Below are 12935 nucleotides of genomic sequence, written 5' to 3'. Positions count from 1 at the left end.
CCGGCCGGGCTTGATTGCTTTCCCGCGGCATCCGCCTCGGGGGAACTGACACCGGTACCTGACACGGCCGGTGCAGATATGAAGGAGTAAGACCATGCCGCGTCCCGCAAAGGGTGCCCGTCTGGGCGGCAGCGCCGCGCACGAGAAGCACCTCCTCGCGAACCTCGCGAAGTCGCTCTTCGAGCACGGCCGCATCACCACCACCGAGGCCAAGGCCCGTCGCCTGCGTCCCTACGCCGAGCGTCTGGTGACCAAGGCCAAGAAGGGCGACATCCACAACCGTCGCCTGGTGCTGCAGACGATCACGGACAAGAGCATCGTGCACACGCTGTTCACCGAGATCGCCCCGCGCTACGAGAACCGCCCCGGTGGTTACACGCGCATCACCAAGATCGGCAACCGTCGTGGCGACAACGCCCCGATGGCCGTGATCGAGCTGGTCGAGGCCCTTACGGTCGCCCAGCAGGCCACTGGTGAGGCCGAGGCCGCCACCAAGCGCGCGGTCAAGGAGGCGGAGGCTGTCGAGACCCCCGCCGAGGAGACCAAGGAGGCCTGATCCTTCGGGATCGAGCCCGCTTGATCGGCTCTGAACGGGCCCGCCCCCTTACCGGGGCGGGCCCGTTCTGCGTTCGCGTATCTCTGAGAGGATTTGTCACGTGAGTGACGAGGTGGAGCCCGGGCACGTCCGGGTGCGGCTGGACCTGAGCTACGACGGCAAGGACTTCTCCGGCTGGGCGAAGCAGCGCGTGCTGCGGACCGTGCAGGGCGAGCTGGAGTCGGCCCTGCGGACCGTGATGCGGCTGTCCGAGCCGGTCGAGCTGACCGTCGCCGGGCGGACCGACGCCGGTGTGCACGCCCGCGGGCAGGTCGCGCAGTTCGACCTGGCCGAGGAGGTGTGGGCCGAGCACCACGACAAGCTGCTGCGCCGTCTCGCCGGCCGGCTGCCGCACGACGTACGGGTGTGGAAGGTGGCCGAGGCCCCCCAGGGCTTCAACGCGCGCTTCTCGGCCATCTGGCGCCGCTACGCGTACCGCGTGGGCGACCACCAGGGCGGGGTCGACCCGCTGCGCCGCGGCCACGTGCTGTGGCACCAGTGGCCGCTCGACGTGGACGCCATGAACGAGGCCTCCGCCCCGCTGCTCGGCGAGCACGACTTCGCCGCCTACTGCAAGAAGCGCGAGGGCGCCACGACCATCCGTACGCTCCAGCAGCTCAGCTGGGAGCGCGCCGAGGACGGGATCATCACGGCGACCGTGCGGGCCGACGCCTTCTGCCACAACATGGTCCGCTCGCTGGTCGGCGCGCTGCTGCACGTCGGGGACGGACACCGGCCCACCGACTGGCCCGGCAAGGTGCTCGCGGCGGCCGTACGGGACTCCTCGGTGCACGTGGTCAAGCCGCACGGGCTGACCCTGGAGGAGGTCGGCTACCCGGCCGACGAGCTGCTGGCCGCCCGCAGCAAGGAAGCCCGCAACCTGCGGACGCTCCCCGGGGCCGGCTGCTGCTGACCCGCTGCCTAATCCGTTTGGGCGGATCGCGGCCGGACCTGGACAATGCCCCGCATGGGACATCTCGAAGCCAGCCACCTGGAGTACTACCTTCCCGACGGGCGGGTCCTGCTCCCCGACGTCTCCTTCCGGGTGGGGGAGGGTTCGGTGGTCGCCCTGGTGGGGGCGAACGGGGCCGGCAAGACCACCCTGCTGAAGCTGATCTCCGGTGAGCTCCAGCCGCACGGCGGCGGGGTCACCCTCAGCGGCGGCCTTGGCGTGATGTCGCAGTTCGTGGGCTCCGTACGGGACGAGACGACCGTACGGGACCTGCTGGTCTCGGTGTCCCAGCCGCGGATCCGGGAGGCCGCGAAGGCCGTGGACCGCGCCGAACAGCTGATCCTCACCGTCGACGACGAGGCCGCGCAGATGGCGTACGCGCAGGCGCTGAGCGACTGGGCGGACGTCCAGGGCTACGAGGCGGAGACCCTCTGGGACGTCTGCACCATGGCCGCGCTGGCCATCCCGTACGACAGCGCACAGTTCCGTGAGGTGCGCACGCTGTCGGGCGGTGAGCAGAAGCGGCTCGTGCTGGAGGCGCTGCTGCGTGGCCCGGACGAGGTGCTGCTCCTCGACGAGCCGGACAACTACCTCGACGTGCCGGGCAAGCGGTGGCTGGAGGAGCAGCTGCGGGCCACCCGCAAGACGGTGCTCTTCATCAGCCACGACCGGGAGCTGCTCACCCAGGCCGCCGAGAAGATCATCAGCCTGGAGCCGAGCCCCATGGGCACGGACGTATGGGTCCACGGCGCCGGCTTCGACACGTACCACGACGCCCGCAAGGAGCGTTTCGCACGCTTCGAGGAGCTGAAGCGGCGCTGGGACGAGGAGCACGCCCGGCTGAAGGCCCTGGTGCTGCGGCTGCGCAACCAGGCCGCGTCCAGCCCCGACATGGCCTCGCGCTACCGGGCGATGCAGACCCGTTTCCAGAAGTTCGAGGAGGCCGGCCCGCCGCCGGAGCCGCCACGCGAGCAGGACATCAAGATGCGGCTCAAGGGCGGGCGCACGGGCGTGCGCGCGCTCACCGTGGAGAACCTGGAGCTCAGCGGGCTGATGAAGCCCTTCTCGCTGGAGGTGTTCTACGGGGAGCGGGTCGCGGTGCTCGGCTCGAACGGCTCCGGCAAGTCGCACTTCCTGCGGCTGATGGCCGGCGAGGAGGTCAAGCACACGGGCACCTGGAAGCTGGGCGCACGGGTGGTTCCCGGCCATTTCGCGCAGACCCACGCCCATCCGGAGCTGTTCGGCCGCACGCTCGTCGACATCCTGTGGACGGAGGCGGCGAAGCCCCTGGGCCAGGCGATGGGCGCCCTGCGCCGGTACGAGCTGGAGCGCCAGGGCGACCAGCCCTTCGAGAAGCTCTCCGGCGGCCAGCAGGCCCGTTTCCAGATCCTGCTGCTGGAGCTGGCCGGAACCACGGCGCTGCTGCTGGACGAGCCGACGGACAACCTGGACCTGGAGTCGGCGGAGGCGCTCCAGGACGGTCTGGAGGCGTACGAGGGCACGGTGCTGTGCGTCACCCACGACCGCTGGTTCGCGCGCACATTTGACCGTTACCTGGTCTTCGGTTCGGACGGTGTTGTGCGGGAGACTCAGGAGCCCGTGTGGGACGAACGTAGGGTCGACCGGAAGCGCTAGGGGGAGACAACCCCCTCGGCAGAGGCGAGGGAGAGGCGTTGTGGGCCTGCGGCCTAGCATCTGGCTCATGAAGTGGGACGGCCCGGACACGGGCAACCAGCTGACCGACTGGCTGCTGCGGCCCGCATCCCGGTCGTGGCGGGCGCTCTCCCTCGCGGTCCTCCTCGGCATCTGCGTCTCCACGAGCCTGCGCGCGAACTGGGGCTCGGACAACGCCTTCGTGGTGAAGGCGGCCGAGACCCTGCTGGCGGGCGGGTCCCCGTACGAGGACAAGCGGTTCCTCTACCTCCCCAGTGCCGTGATCATGGCGGTGCCGGAGGCGCTGCTGCCGCAGACGGTGCTGCGCTGGGTGCTGCCGCTCGGGATGACCGGGCTGCTGGCCACGGGCTGGTGGGCGGCGCTGAGGCTGTTCTCGGTGCCGCTGCGCTCGCGCTTCGCGGTCGGCGGTTTCGCGCTGTTCGCGATCGCCTACAAGCCGTACGTGAACCTCGTGCTGATCGGCAACTGGACGGCCATCTCGGCGGCGGCCCTGCCGGTGGCGCTGCTGCTCGCCCACCGCAGGTCGTGGGGGGCGGCCGGGCTGGTGATCGGGCTGGCGATCGCCTGCAAGCCGATGCTGGTGCCGATCGGGGTGCTCTTCCTGTTCGCCCGGCAGTGGCGGGGGCTGGCGGTGGCGGTGCTGGTGCCGCTGGGGATGTCGCTGGCGGGTGCGCTGATGATGCCGAGCCCGTCGCTGTTCTTCACCAAGACCCTGCCCTTCCTGCTCCAGGGGCAGGACGCGTACGCGCTGCCGTGGGACGCGTCGCCGATCGCGGTGCTGCCGCGGCTGGGGGTGCCGGCGGCGGTGGCCGTGTTGGTGGCGTTCGCGGGCGCTGTGGCCGGGCTGTGGGCGGCCTGGGCGCGGTGGCGGCGCACCGGCCGGGCCGACGACCTCGACGGGGGGCAGCTGCGGCTGGTGGAGACGGCGTCGATGGTGATGCTCGCCGCATTCCTGGTGTCGCGGCCCTCCTTCGACCACTACCTGCTGGTGGTGGTTCCGATGCTGCTGGCCTCCGCGGTGCGGCCGGGCTCGATGCCCCGTTCCCCCTGGTTCTGGGCGGCCCTGGGGCCCCAGGTGGCGGGCATTCCGTGGCCTTCGGAGCTGGAGGCCAAGCGGCGGGCGTTCAAGGACTGCTTCACGCTGTGCGGGCTCGCGATTCTGCTGGCGCGTCGTGCGCTGCGCTCCGGGCGGGTTACTCTGGAGCCCGTAACAACTGCGGGGTCCCCACTCAGGACCGAACCGGAGTGCGCCGCGACGCCAGCACCATCGGCATCGCGGACCGCGTTTTGACCCGTAAGGGTCTGCTTGGGTATCCTGCTGGTTTGTTATGCGTATTGGCTTTCTCATTCTCACGTGAAAGGGCCTTGCGCCGGTCCACCGGACCGATGACCAGCGGTTCACACGGGTTGCGTCCCCGATGTGGACGAGGGCTGTCGTGATCGTCCGTGGTGACCCTGTCAGGACCTTCCCGCTGGGCTTGCGCCCTTGGGATACCACCACTGAAGAAGCGAAGGCATACGCGTGCGTACGTTCAGCCCCAAGCCCGGCGACATCTCGCGCCAGTGGCTCGTCATCGACGCCCAGGACGTTGTCCTCGGCCGTCTGGCGACCCAGGTCGCTGCCCTCCTGCGGGGCAAGCACAAGCCGACCTACGCCCCCCACATGGACATGGGCGACTTCGTCATCATCGTCAACGCCGACAAGGTTCACCTGTCCGGCAACAAGGCGACCCAGAAGATGGCCTACCGCCACTCCGGCTACCCGGGCGGTCTCCGCTCCGTGCGCTACGACGACCTCCTGGCGAACAACCCGGAGAAGGCCGTCGAGAAGGCCATCAAGGGCATGCTCCCCAAGAACACCCTGGGCCGTCAGATGCTCTCGAAGCTGAAGGTCTACTCGGGCGACCAGCACCCCCACGCTGCCCAGCAGCCGGTGCCGTTCGAGATCACCCAGGTCGCGCAGTAGTTCCGGCCACCCCCTAAGACGTAGAAAATTCTGAGGAGCATCGTGGCCGAGACCACCGCCGAGACGACCCCCGTCGACGAGTTCGAGGGCAACGTCGAGGAGTACACCAGCGAGTCCGAGGTTGTCGTCGAGGGCGACTACACCTCCGAGTCCCTTGCCGGCCGCTTCGGCGACCCCCAGCCGGCCGCCGGCCTGGGCCGTCGCAAGAACGCCATCGCCCGCGTCCGGATCGTTCCGGGCACCGGCAAGTGGAAGATCAACGGTCGCACCCTTGAGGACTACTTCCCCAACAAGGTGCACCAGCAGGAAGTCAACGAGCCGTTCAAGCTCCTTGAGCTGGACAACCGCTACGACATCATCGCCCGCATCTCGGGTGGCGGCGTCTCCGGCCAGGCCGGCGCCCTGCGCCTCGGTGTGGCCCGTGCGCTGAACGAGGCGGACGTCGAGAACAACCGCCCGGCGCTGAAGAAGGCCGGCTTCCTCTCCCGCGACGACCGTGCGGTCGAGCGCAAGAAGGCCGGTCTCAAGAAGGCCCGTAAGGCTCCGCAGTACAGCAAGCGTTAATCTGCGCCTGCTGTTCTGCAACGAAACCGCCCCGGCAGCACTCTCCGTGCTGCCGGGGCGGTTCGTTTACCGCCACAAGCGGCAAATACCTGTCACAAGCGGTTACAAGCTGTCACAAGCCAAGCGGAAACTCGGGAGGACAACAGTGGGACGACTCTTCGGGACGGATGGTGTACGCGGCGTCGCCAACGCGGATCTGACGGCTGAGCTCGCGCTCGGTCTCTCCGTCGCGGCAGCCCATGTACTGGCCGAGGCGGGCACCTTCGCGGGACACCGGGCGACCGCCGTGGTGGGCCGCGACCCCCGGGCCTCAGGCGAGTTCCTCGAGGCCGCGGTCGTCGCGGGCCTCGCCAGCGCGGGCGTGGACGTCCTGCGCGTCGGTGTGCTGCCCACCCCGGCGGTGGCGTATCTCACCGGTGCGCTGGGCGCCGACCTCGGCGTGATGCTCTCCGCCAGCCACAACGCCATGCCGGACAACGGCATCAAGTTCTTCGCGCGCGGCGGCCACAAGCTCGCCGACGAGCTGGAGGACCGGATCGAGTCGGTCTACGAGGAGCACCGCACCGGCGCTCCCTGGGACCGGCCCACCGGATCGGGCGTCGGCCGCGTCTCCGACTACACCGAGGGCTTCGAGAAGTACGTCTCCCACCTCATCGGTGTCCTGCCCAACCGCCTCGACGGCCTGAAGATCGTCCTGGACGAGGCGCACGGCGCGGCCGCGTACGTCTCGCCGGAGGCCTTCACCCGGGCCGGCGCGGAGATCGTCACGATCGGCGCCGAGCCGGACGGCCTCAACATCAACGACGGCTGCGGCTCCACCCACCTCGGCCTCCTCAAGGCGGCCGTGGTCGAGCACGGCGCCGACCTCGGCATCGCGCACGACGGGGACGCGGACCGCTGCCTGGCCGTGGACGGCACGGGCGCCGAGATCGACGGCGACCAGATCCTCGCGGTCCTGGCGCTCGCCATGCGCGAGGCCGGGCAGCTGCGCGAGAACACCGTGGTCGGCACCGTGATGTCCAACCTGGGCTTCAAGCTGGCCATGGAGGGCGAGGGCATCCAGGTCGTGCAGACCGGCGTCGGCGACCGCTACGTGCTGGAGTCGATGAAGGAGCACGGCTACGCGCTGGGCGGCGAGCAGTCCGGCCACGTGATCATCCTCGACCACGCGACGACCGGCGACGGCACGCTGACCGGCCTGCTGCTCGCGGCGCGGGTCGCGGCCACCGGCACCTCCCTCGCGGAGCTCACCGCCGTCATGAAGCGACTGCCGCAGGTGCTGGTCAACGTCCCCGACGTGGACAAGTCCCGGGTCACGACCTCCGGCGAACTGGCAGCGGCCGTCGCCGACGCCGAGCGCGAGCTGGGCACCACCGGACGGGTGCTGCTCCGTCCGTCCGGTACCGAGCCCCTCGTCCGGGTGATGGTCGAGGCCGCCGACATCGAGCAGGCCCGCGCGGTCGCCGGGCGGCTCGCGGACGTGGTCAAGTCGGCGCTGGGCTAGCCCGACACCTGCTAAATGGCCCCGCCAGGCCTGCTTGGCGCACCCGGCTTCCGGATCATCCGGTTCTGCTGGGTGCGCCACAGCAGTTTCCAGGCGATGAGGGTGAGCGTGCCCGAGAGGATGATGCCGCCCAGGTTGAGGGCCAGCTGGATGCCCGAGCCCCACATCTGGCCGACATCGCCGTAGCTGAGCGCCACGGCGGCGTTGGCGGCCGCCGGGACCGTGGTGACGGAGATCGCCACGCCGACGAGGGCACCGGCTTTGGCCGAGGTCAGCGAGAGCATGCCGGCCACGCCGGCGAGCAGCGCCACGACGAAGGAGAACGGGTCGGGCTGCCAGATGAAGCTGGTGTTCGGCCGGGGGTTTTCGAGCAGGTGGTCGTGGAAGAGGCCGAGCGCGTCCATCACCAGACTGAAGACCGTCGTCGCCACCATCGCCGCCGTAAAACCGACCACCAGCGCGTAGAACGAACGCCCGGCGAGCCTGGGCCTGCGCTGCACCAGACCGGTGCAGACGCCGGCGAGCGGGCCGAACTCGGGGCCGACCGCCATCGCGCCCACGATCAGTACGGCGTTGTCGAGCACGACACCGCAGGCCGCGATCATCGTCGCCAGGATCATGAAGGCGCTGTAGGTGATCGTGAGGGTGGATTCCTCGTGCGTCGACTCGGCGAGCTGTTCCCAGATCACCGCGTCGGCGGCCTCGCCCGGTGCCTCCTCCTCCGCGTCGTCGGCGCGCCGGGAGATCGACAGGTCGATGTTCTCGACGGCGATCGACCCGGTCTTGTCGATGCCGAGGTTGCGCATCTCCTGCAGCAGCTCGTCGGCCGCCTCGCGGGCTACGTCGCACAGCACGAGATCGCCCTCGGGGTCGCGGGCGGCGCCCGTGAGGACGACCAGATGGGTGGTGCCGACCGTCTGGTCGATCAGTGCCACCACCCGCTCGGTGAGGTGGTGCGGGGTGATCATCCGCAGATGCAGCATTCCCGCACCATAACCACTAGGGGGTGTCCGGTGGGTCAGGGTCGGGAAGCCCGGGGCGGCCCTGACCCACCGGACACCCCTTAGAGCTTGCGCAGGCTCAGCTTCTGCACCTTGTGGTCCGGGCCCTTGCGGACGACCAGGGTGGCCCGGCCGCGGGTGGGGGCCACGTTCTCCAGCAGGTTGGGCTTGTTGATGGTCCGCCACATGGTCTGCGCGTACTCCAGGGCCTCCTCCTCGGAGACCTGCGTGTACTTGCGGAAGTAGGAGAAAGGATTCTGGAACGCCGTCTCGCGCAGCTTCCGGAACCGGTTGAGGTACCAGCGCTCGATGTCCTCGGGGCGCGCGTCCACGTACACGCTGAAGTCGAAGTAGTCGGCGAGACCCACCCTGGTCCGGCCGTCCTTGCCCGGGAGGGCCGGCTGGAGGACGTTGAGGCCCTCCACGATGAGGATGTCCGGGCGGCGTACGACGAGCTCCTCGCCCGGGACGATGTCGTAGATCAGGTGCGAGTAGACCGGGGCCCGCACCTCGTCCTTGCCGGCCTTGATGTCGGCGACGAAGCGGGTGAGCGCGCGGCGGTCGTAGGACTCCGGGAAACCCTTGCGCGAGGTGAGCCCGCGGCGCTGGAGCTCCTTCATCGGGTACAGGAAACCGTCGGTGGTGACCAGCTCCACGCGCGGGTGCTCGGGCCAGCGGGCGAGCAGCGCCTGGAGCAGCCGGGCCACGGTGGACTTGCCGACGGCCACGGAGCCGGCGACCCCTATGACGAAGGGGGTGCCCTGCTGCGCGCCGTGGCCGTTGCCCGCGTCGCCGAGGAAGGTGTTCAGGGTGCCGCGGAGGTTGCTGGTGGCACCGACGTACAGGTTGAGGAGGCGGGAGAGCGGGAGGTAGACGTCGCGGACCTCGTCGAGGTCGATGACGTCCCCGAGGCCGCGCAGCCGCTCCACCTCGTCGGCGGTGAGCGGTAGCGGCGTGCGCTCGCGCAGGGCGCTCCACTCGGCGCGGGTGAGGTCGACGTACGGGGAGGCGTCGGGGGCCCGGCGGTGGGCCGGGCGCCCGGAAGGCCCGCCCGGACCGGTGCGCTCCGTTGCGCTGTCCGGCGTGCTGCTTCGTGGCGGCGAAGTGATCACACCGCCATTGTCGGGGCTCGGCGGCGGTTGTGGGTGGTGTGGTCGGTCACGTGCGCGGGGGCTGGTGCAGGGGGGCGAGGGGCCGGTAGGGCCGCCGGGGGCGTGAGGCGCCGGGGTTGTAGGGGCTCCGGTCTCGATTGGGGGCAGCGCGGATCTCGCCCGGGTCACGATCGGCGCCGACGGCCGAAAATGTCGATCAGGCGATCGGTCGGAGCCGTACATTGTGGATCACCGCAGCCCCGGAGTACTTCCTTCGGGCTGCCCTGACTGTTTTCTGTGCACTGTCCGTGCGCCGTCTGTGTACTTCCTGGGGGAGATTCTTCGTGCGTTCCGCTCTTGTCCGCCGTTCCGTCCTGACCGCCTCCGCGGTGTCCCTGACCCTGCTCGCCACCGCCTGCGGCGCCGACAAGGCCGACGACAAGAAGGCGGACGCCAAGCCGTCCGCCCCGGCGGCGTCGGCCGCGCCCGCCGCGAAGGGCAAGACGGACGCCGAGCTGGCTCCGCTGCTCGTCACGCAGGCCGAGCTGCCCGACTACATCGAGGCGAAGGACGCGGCGACCAAGGCCTCCGCGTCCGGCGCCGCCGTGGGCACCACCGACAAGCCCGAGTGCAAGGTGCTGCTCCAGGCCTACGGCCAGCAGAAGATCGGCACGCCCACCGGTGTCGCGCTCACGGCCTTCGGCGCCAAGCCGAAGGAGGTCGGCCCGGACGCGACCGCCGAGGAGAAGGCGGCGGCGATCACGAACGCCATCGGCATCACCACGACGCTGACCGGCCTCTCCTCGTACGACGCCAAGGGTGCCGAGGAGACGCTGGCGTCCATCAAGTCGGCCGGCCAGGCGTGCGCGGGCGGCTTCTCGGTCACCGAGGGCACCGAGGTCACCAAGTTCGACAGCGTCAAGCCCGGCGAGACCGTCTCCGTGGGCGACGAGTCCGTCAGCTTCGTCCTCACCATGGACCTGGAGGACGGCGACAAGAGCACCGTCCTGCTGACCGTGGCGCGCAAGGGCAACACGCTGGCCACCCTCTCGTCGATCAGCCTGACGGGTACCGCCGTGTTCCCGAAGACGCTGATCGAGGCGCAGGGCAAGAAGCTCGTCTGACCTCTCGCGAGGTGAACGTCAACCCCGCTCCGGCGCATTCGCCGGGGCGGGGTTTCGTCTTGTTCAGGTACCGGGCAGACAGCTGACTACGGCGTACCCTGCTGCCTATGTGCGGAATTGTGGGTTACGTGGGAGCGCAGTCGGCGCTCGATGTGGTCATCGCCGGACTCAAGCGGCTGGAGTACCGCGGCTACGACTCGGCCGGCGTCGCCGTCCTCGCCGACGGGGACCTCGTCTCCGTGAAGAAGGCCGGCAAGCTCGTCAACCTGGAGAAGGAACTCGTCGGGCGACCGCTGCCGGCCGGCTCCACGGGCCTCGGGCACACCCGGTGGGCGACCCACGGCGGGCCCACCGACGTCAACGCCCACCCCCACCTGGACAACTCCGGCCGGGTGGCCGTCGTACACAACGGCATCATCGAGAACTTCGCCGCGCTGCGCACCGAACTCGCCGAGCGCGGCCACCGGCTGGAGTCCGAGACCGACACCGAGGTCGTGGCCCATCTGCTGGCCGAGCACTTCGCCGCCGCCGGGGACCTCGCGGAGGCCATGCGACAGGTGTGCCGGCTGCTTCAGGGCGCCTTCACCCTGGTCGCCGTGCACGCCGACGAGCCGGACGTGGTGGTCGGCGCCCGCCGGAACTCGCCCCTGGTGGTGGGCGTTGGAGAAGGTGAGAACTTCCTCGCCTCGGACGTGGCCGCGTTCATCGCCCACACCCGGTCCGCGATCGAGCTGGGGCAGGACCAGGTCGTCGAGCTTCGCCGCGAAGGGGTCTCGGTGACCAACTTCGACGGTTCGGCCGCGACCGTGCGGGCGTACCACGTGGACTGGGACGCCTCGGCGGCCGAGAAGGGGGGTTACGACTACTTCATGCTCAAGGAGATCGCGGAGCAGCCGAAGGCTGTCGCCGACACCCTCCTGGGCAGGATCGACGCGAACGGCTCGCTGACCCTCGACGAGGTGCGCATCCCCGCCTCGGTGCTCAGGGAGGTCGACAAGGTCGTCATCGTGGCCTGCGGTACGGCCTACCACGCGGGCATGATCGCGAAGCTGGCCATCGAGCACTGGACCCGCATCCCGTGCGAGACGGAGCTGGCGAGCGAGTTCCGCTACCGCGATCCGATCCTGGACCAGCGGACGCTGGTGGTCGCGATCTCGCAGTCCGGCGAGACCATGGACACCCTGATGGCGCTCCGGCACGCGCGCGAGCAGGGGGCCAAGGTGCTGGCCATCTGCAATACGAACGGCTCGACGATCCCCCGCGAATCCGACGCCGTGCTGTACACGCACGCCGGACCCGAGGTGGCCGTCGCCTCGACCAAGGCCTTCCTGACGCAGCTGGTGGCCTGCTACCTGGTCGCCCTCTACCTCGGGCAGGTCCGGGGCACCAAGTGGGGCGACGAGATCGAGGCGGTGATCCGGGAGCTGTCGGACATCGCCGCCGCCGTGGACACCGTCCTGGAGACCATGGAGCCGGTACGGGCGCTCGCGCGGTCCCTGGCCGACAAGGACACCGTGCTCTTCCTGGGGCGGCACGTCGGCTACCCGGTGGCCCTGGAGGGCGCGCTCAAGCTCAAGGAGCTGGCGTACATGCACGCCGAGGGCTTCGCGGCGGGCGAGCTCAAGCACGGCCCGATCGCGCTGATCGAGGAGGACCTGCCGGTGGTGGTGGTCGTACCGTCGCCGCGCGGCCGGTCGGTGCTCCACGACAAGATCGTGTCGAACATCCAGGAGATCCGGGCGCGCGGGGCGCGCACCATCGTGATCGCGGAGGAGGGCGACGAGGCGGTCGTCCCGTACGCCGACCACCTGATCCGCATCCCGGCGACGCCGACGCTGCTCCAGCCGCTGGTGGCGACGGTGCCGTTGCAGGTGTTCGCGTGCGAGCTGGCGACGGCGCGGGGCAACGAGGTGGACCAGCCGCGCAACCTCGCCAAGTCGGTGACTGTGGAGTGAGCGGAGCAGGTCATCGACGAATCGGGCGCAGTGGTGACTGTGGAGTGAGCGGAGCGAGCGGAGCAGGTCGCCGACAATGGGCGCAGTGGTGACCGTGGAGTGAGTGGCTGAGTAGGGCTGGTTCATTGTGATTATCGGCGTGGGGATCGACGTCGCGGAGATCGACCGGTTCGGCGCGGCGTTGGAGCGTACGCCGAACCTGGCACAACGGCTCTTCGTCGAGGCCGAGTTGACGCTGCCGAGCGGCGAGCGGCGCGGGACCGCCTCGCTCGCCGCGCGGTTCGCCGCCAAAGAGGCACTCGCCAAGGCGCTCGGCGCGCCCGCCGGGCTGCTGTGGACCGACGCCGAGGTCTGCGTCGAACCCTCCGGACAACCGCGGCTGCGGGTGTCCGGGACGGTCGAGGCCCGGGCGCTCGCCCTGGGCGTGAAGTCCTGGCACATCTCGCTCAGCCACGACGCCGGTATCGCCTCGGCCGTGGTGATCGCCGAGGGATGACTCCCGCCGTGGG

At 70.0% G+C, this 12935-nt stretch carries 12 protein-coding genes; 10 read left to right on the top strand and 2 right to left on the bottom strand.

The genetic code is table 11. From position 1 onward, the window contains the following. Window positions 1-94 precede the first annotated feature (94 nt). From rplQ to glmM, 7 genes are all read left to right on the top strand, one after another. Window positions 95-556 (top strand): 50S ribosomal protein L17, encoded by a 462-nt coding sequence (gene rplQ, locus OG447_RS03730; RefSeq protein WP_030008477.1) that lies wholly within the window; start codon window positions 95-97, stop codon window positions 554-556. A 100-nt stretch (window positions 557-656) separates the two neighbouring features. Further along, the gene (gene truA, locus OG447_RS03725; protein WP_266934867.1) at window positions 657-1508 is read left to right on the top strand and encodes a tRNA pseudouridine(38-40) synthase TruA; all 852 of its coding nucleotides are present in this window, start codon (window positions 657-659) and stop codon (window positions 1506-1508) included. 45 nt (window positions 1509-1553) lie between these two features. After that, complete coding sequence (locus OG447_RS03720) at window positions 1554-3182, top strand: ABC-F family ATP-binding cassette domain-containing protein (RefSeq protein WP_266934866.1); 1629 nt, start codon at window positions 1554-1556, stop codon at window positions 3180-3182. Between the two features lie 67 nt (window positions 3183-3249). Then, entirely contained in the window at window positions 3250-4512 is a 1263-nt protein-coding gene (locus OG447_RS03715; RefSeq protein WP_266934865.1) for a glycosyltransferase family 87 protein, read from the top strand. Between the two features lie 231 nt (window positions 4513-4743). Then, window positions 4744-5187 (top strand): 50S ribosomal protein L13, encoded by a 444-nt coding sequence (gene rplM, locus OG447_RS03710; protein ID WP_266934864.1) that lies wholly within the window; start codon window positions 4744-4746, stop codon window positions 5185-5187. 42 nt (window positions 5188-5229) lie between these two features. Next, on the top strand, window positions 5230-5751 hold the full coding sequence (gene rpsI / locus OG447_RS03705) for a 30S ribosomal protein S9 (protein ID WP_266934863.1): 522 nt from the start codon (window positions 5230-5232) through the stop codon (window positions 5749-5751). 145 nt (window positions 5752-5896) lie between these two features. Then, window positions 5897-7255 (top strand): phosphoglucosamine mutase, encoded by a 1359-nt coding sequence (glmM, locus tag OG447_RS03700; RefSeq protein ID WP_266934862.1) that lies wholly within the window; start codon window positions 5897-5899, stop codon window positions 7253-7255. An 11-nt stretch (window positions 7256-7266) separates the two neighbouring features. On the opposite strand, the gene OG447_RS03695 is transcribed toward glmM, so the two are convergent. Together OG447_RS03695 and coaA are read right to left on the bottom strand one after the other, a co-directional pair. Further along, the gene (locus OG447_RS03695) at window positions 7267-8238 is read right to left on the bottom strand and encodes a DUF389 domain-containing protein (protein WP_266934861.1); all 972 of its coding nucleotides are present in this window, start codon (window positions 8236-8238) and stop codon (window positions 7267-7269) included. An 80-nt stretch (window positions 8239-8318) separates the two neighbouring features. Next, window positions 8319-9368, bottom strand: a complete 1050-nt coding sequence (gene coaA / locus OG447_RS03690) for a type I pantothenate kinase (protein ID WP_266934860.1) — start codon at window positions 9366-9368, stop codon at window positions 8319-8321. 323 nt (window positions 9369-9691) lie between these two features. Between coaA and OG447_RS03685 the strand changes: the two genes are divergently transcribed. From OG447_RS03685 to OG447_RS03675, 3 genes are all read left to right on the top strand, one after another. After that, window positions 9692-10471: a hypothetical protein gene (locus OG447_RS03685; RefSeq protein ID WP_266934859.1), complete on the top strand. Its 780-nt coding sequence runs from the start codon at window positions 9692-9694 to the stop codon at window positions 10469-10471. Window positions 10472-10578: 107 nt separating this feature from the next. Next, window positions 10579-12426 (top strand): glutamine--fructose-6-phosphate transaminase (isomerizing), encoded by a 1848-nt coding sequence (glmS, locus tag OG447_RS03680; protein ID WP_266934858.1) that lies wholly within the window; start codon window positions 10579-10581, stop codon window positions 12424-12426. Window positions 12427-12550: 124 nt separating this feature from the next. Next, entirely contained in the window at window positions 12551-12922 is a 372-nt protein-coding gene (locus tag OG447_RS03675) for a holo-ACP synthase (protein ID WP_266938740.1), read from the top strand. The last annotated feature ends 13 nt before the right edge of the window (window positions 12923-12935 follow it).

This window comes from Streptomyces sp. NBC_01408 (assembly GCF_026340255.1).
In the GTDB taxonomy this organism is placed as follows: Bacteria; Actinomycetota; Actinomycetes; order Streptomycetales; family Streptomycetaceae; genus Streptomyces.
The sequence above is the reverse complement of the archived record's forward strand: the minus strand, read 5'-3'. Positions and strand labels throughout refer to the sequence as shown.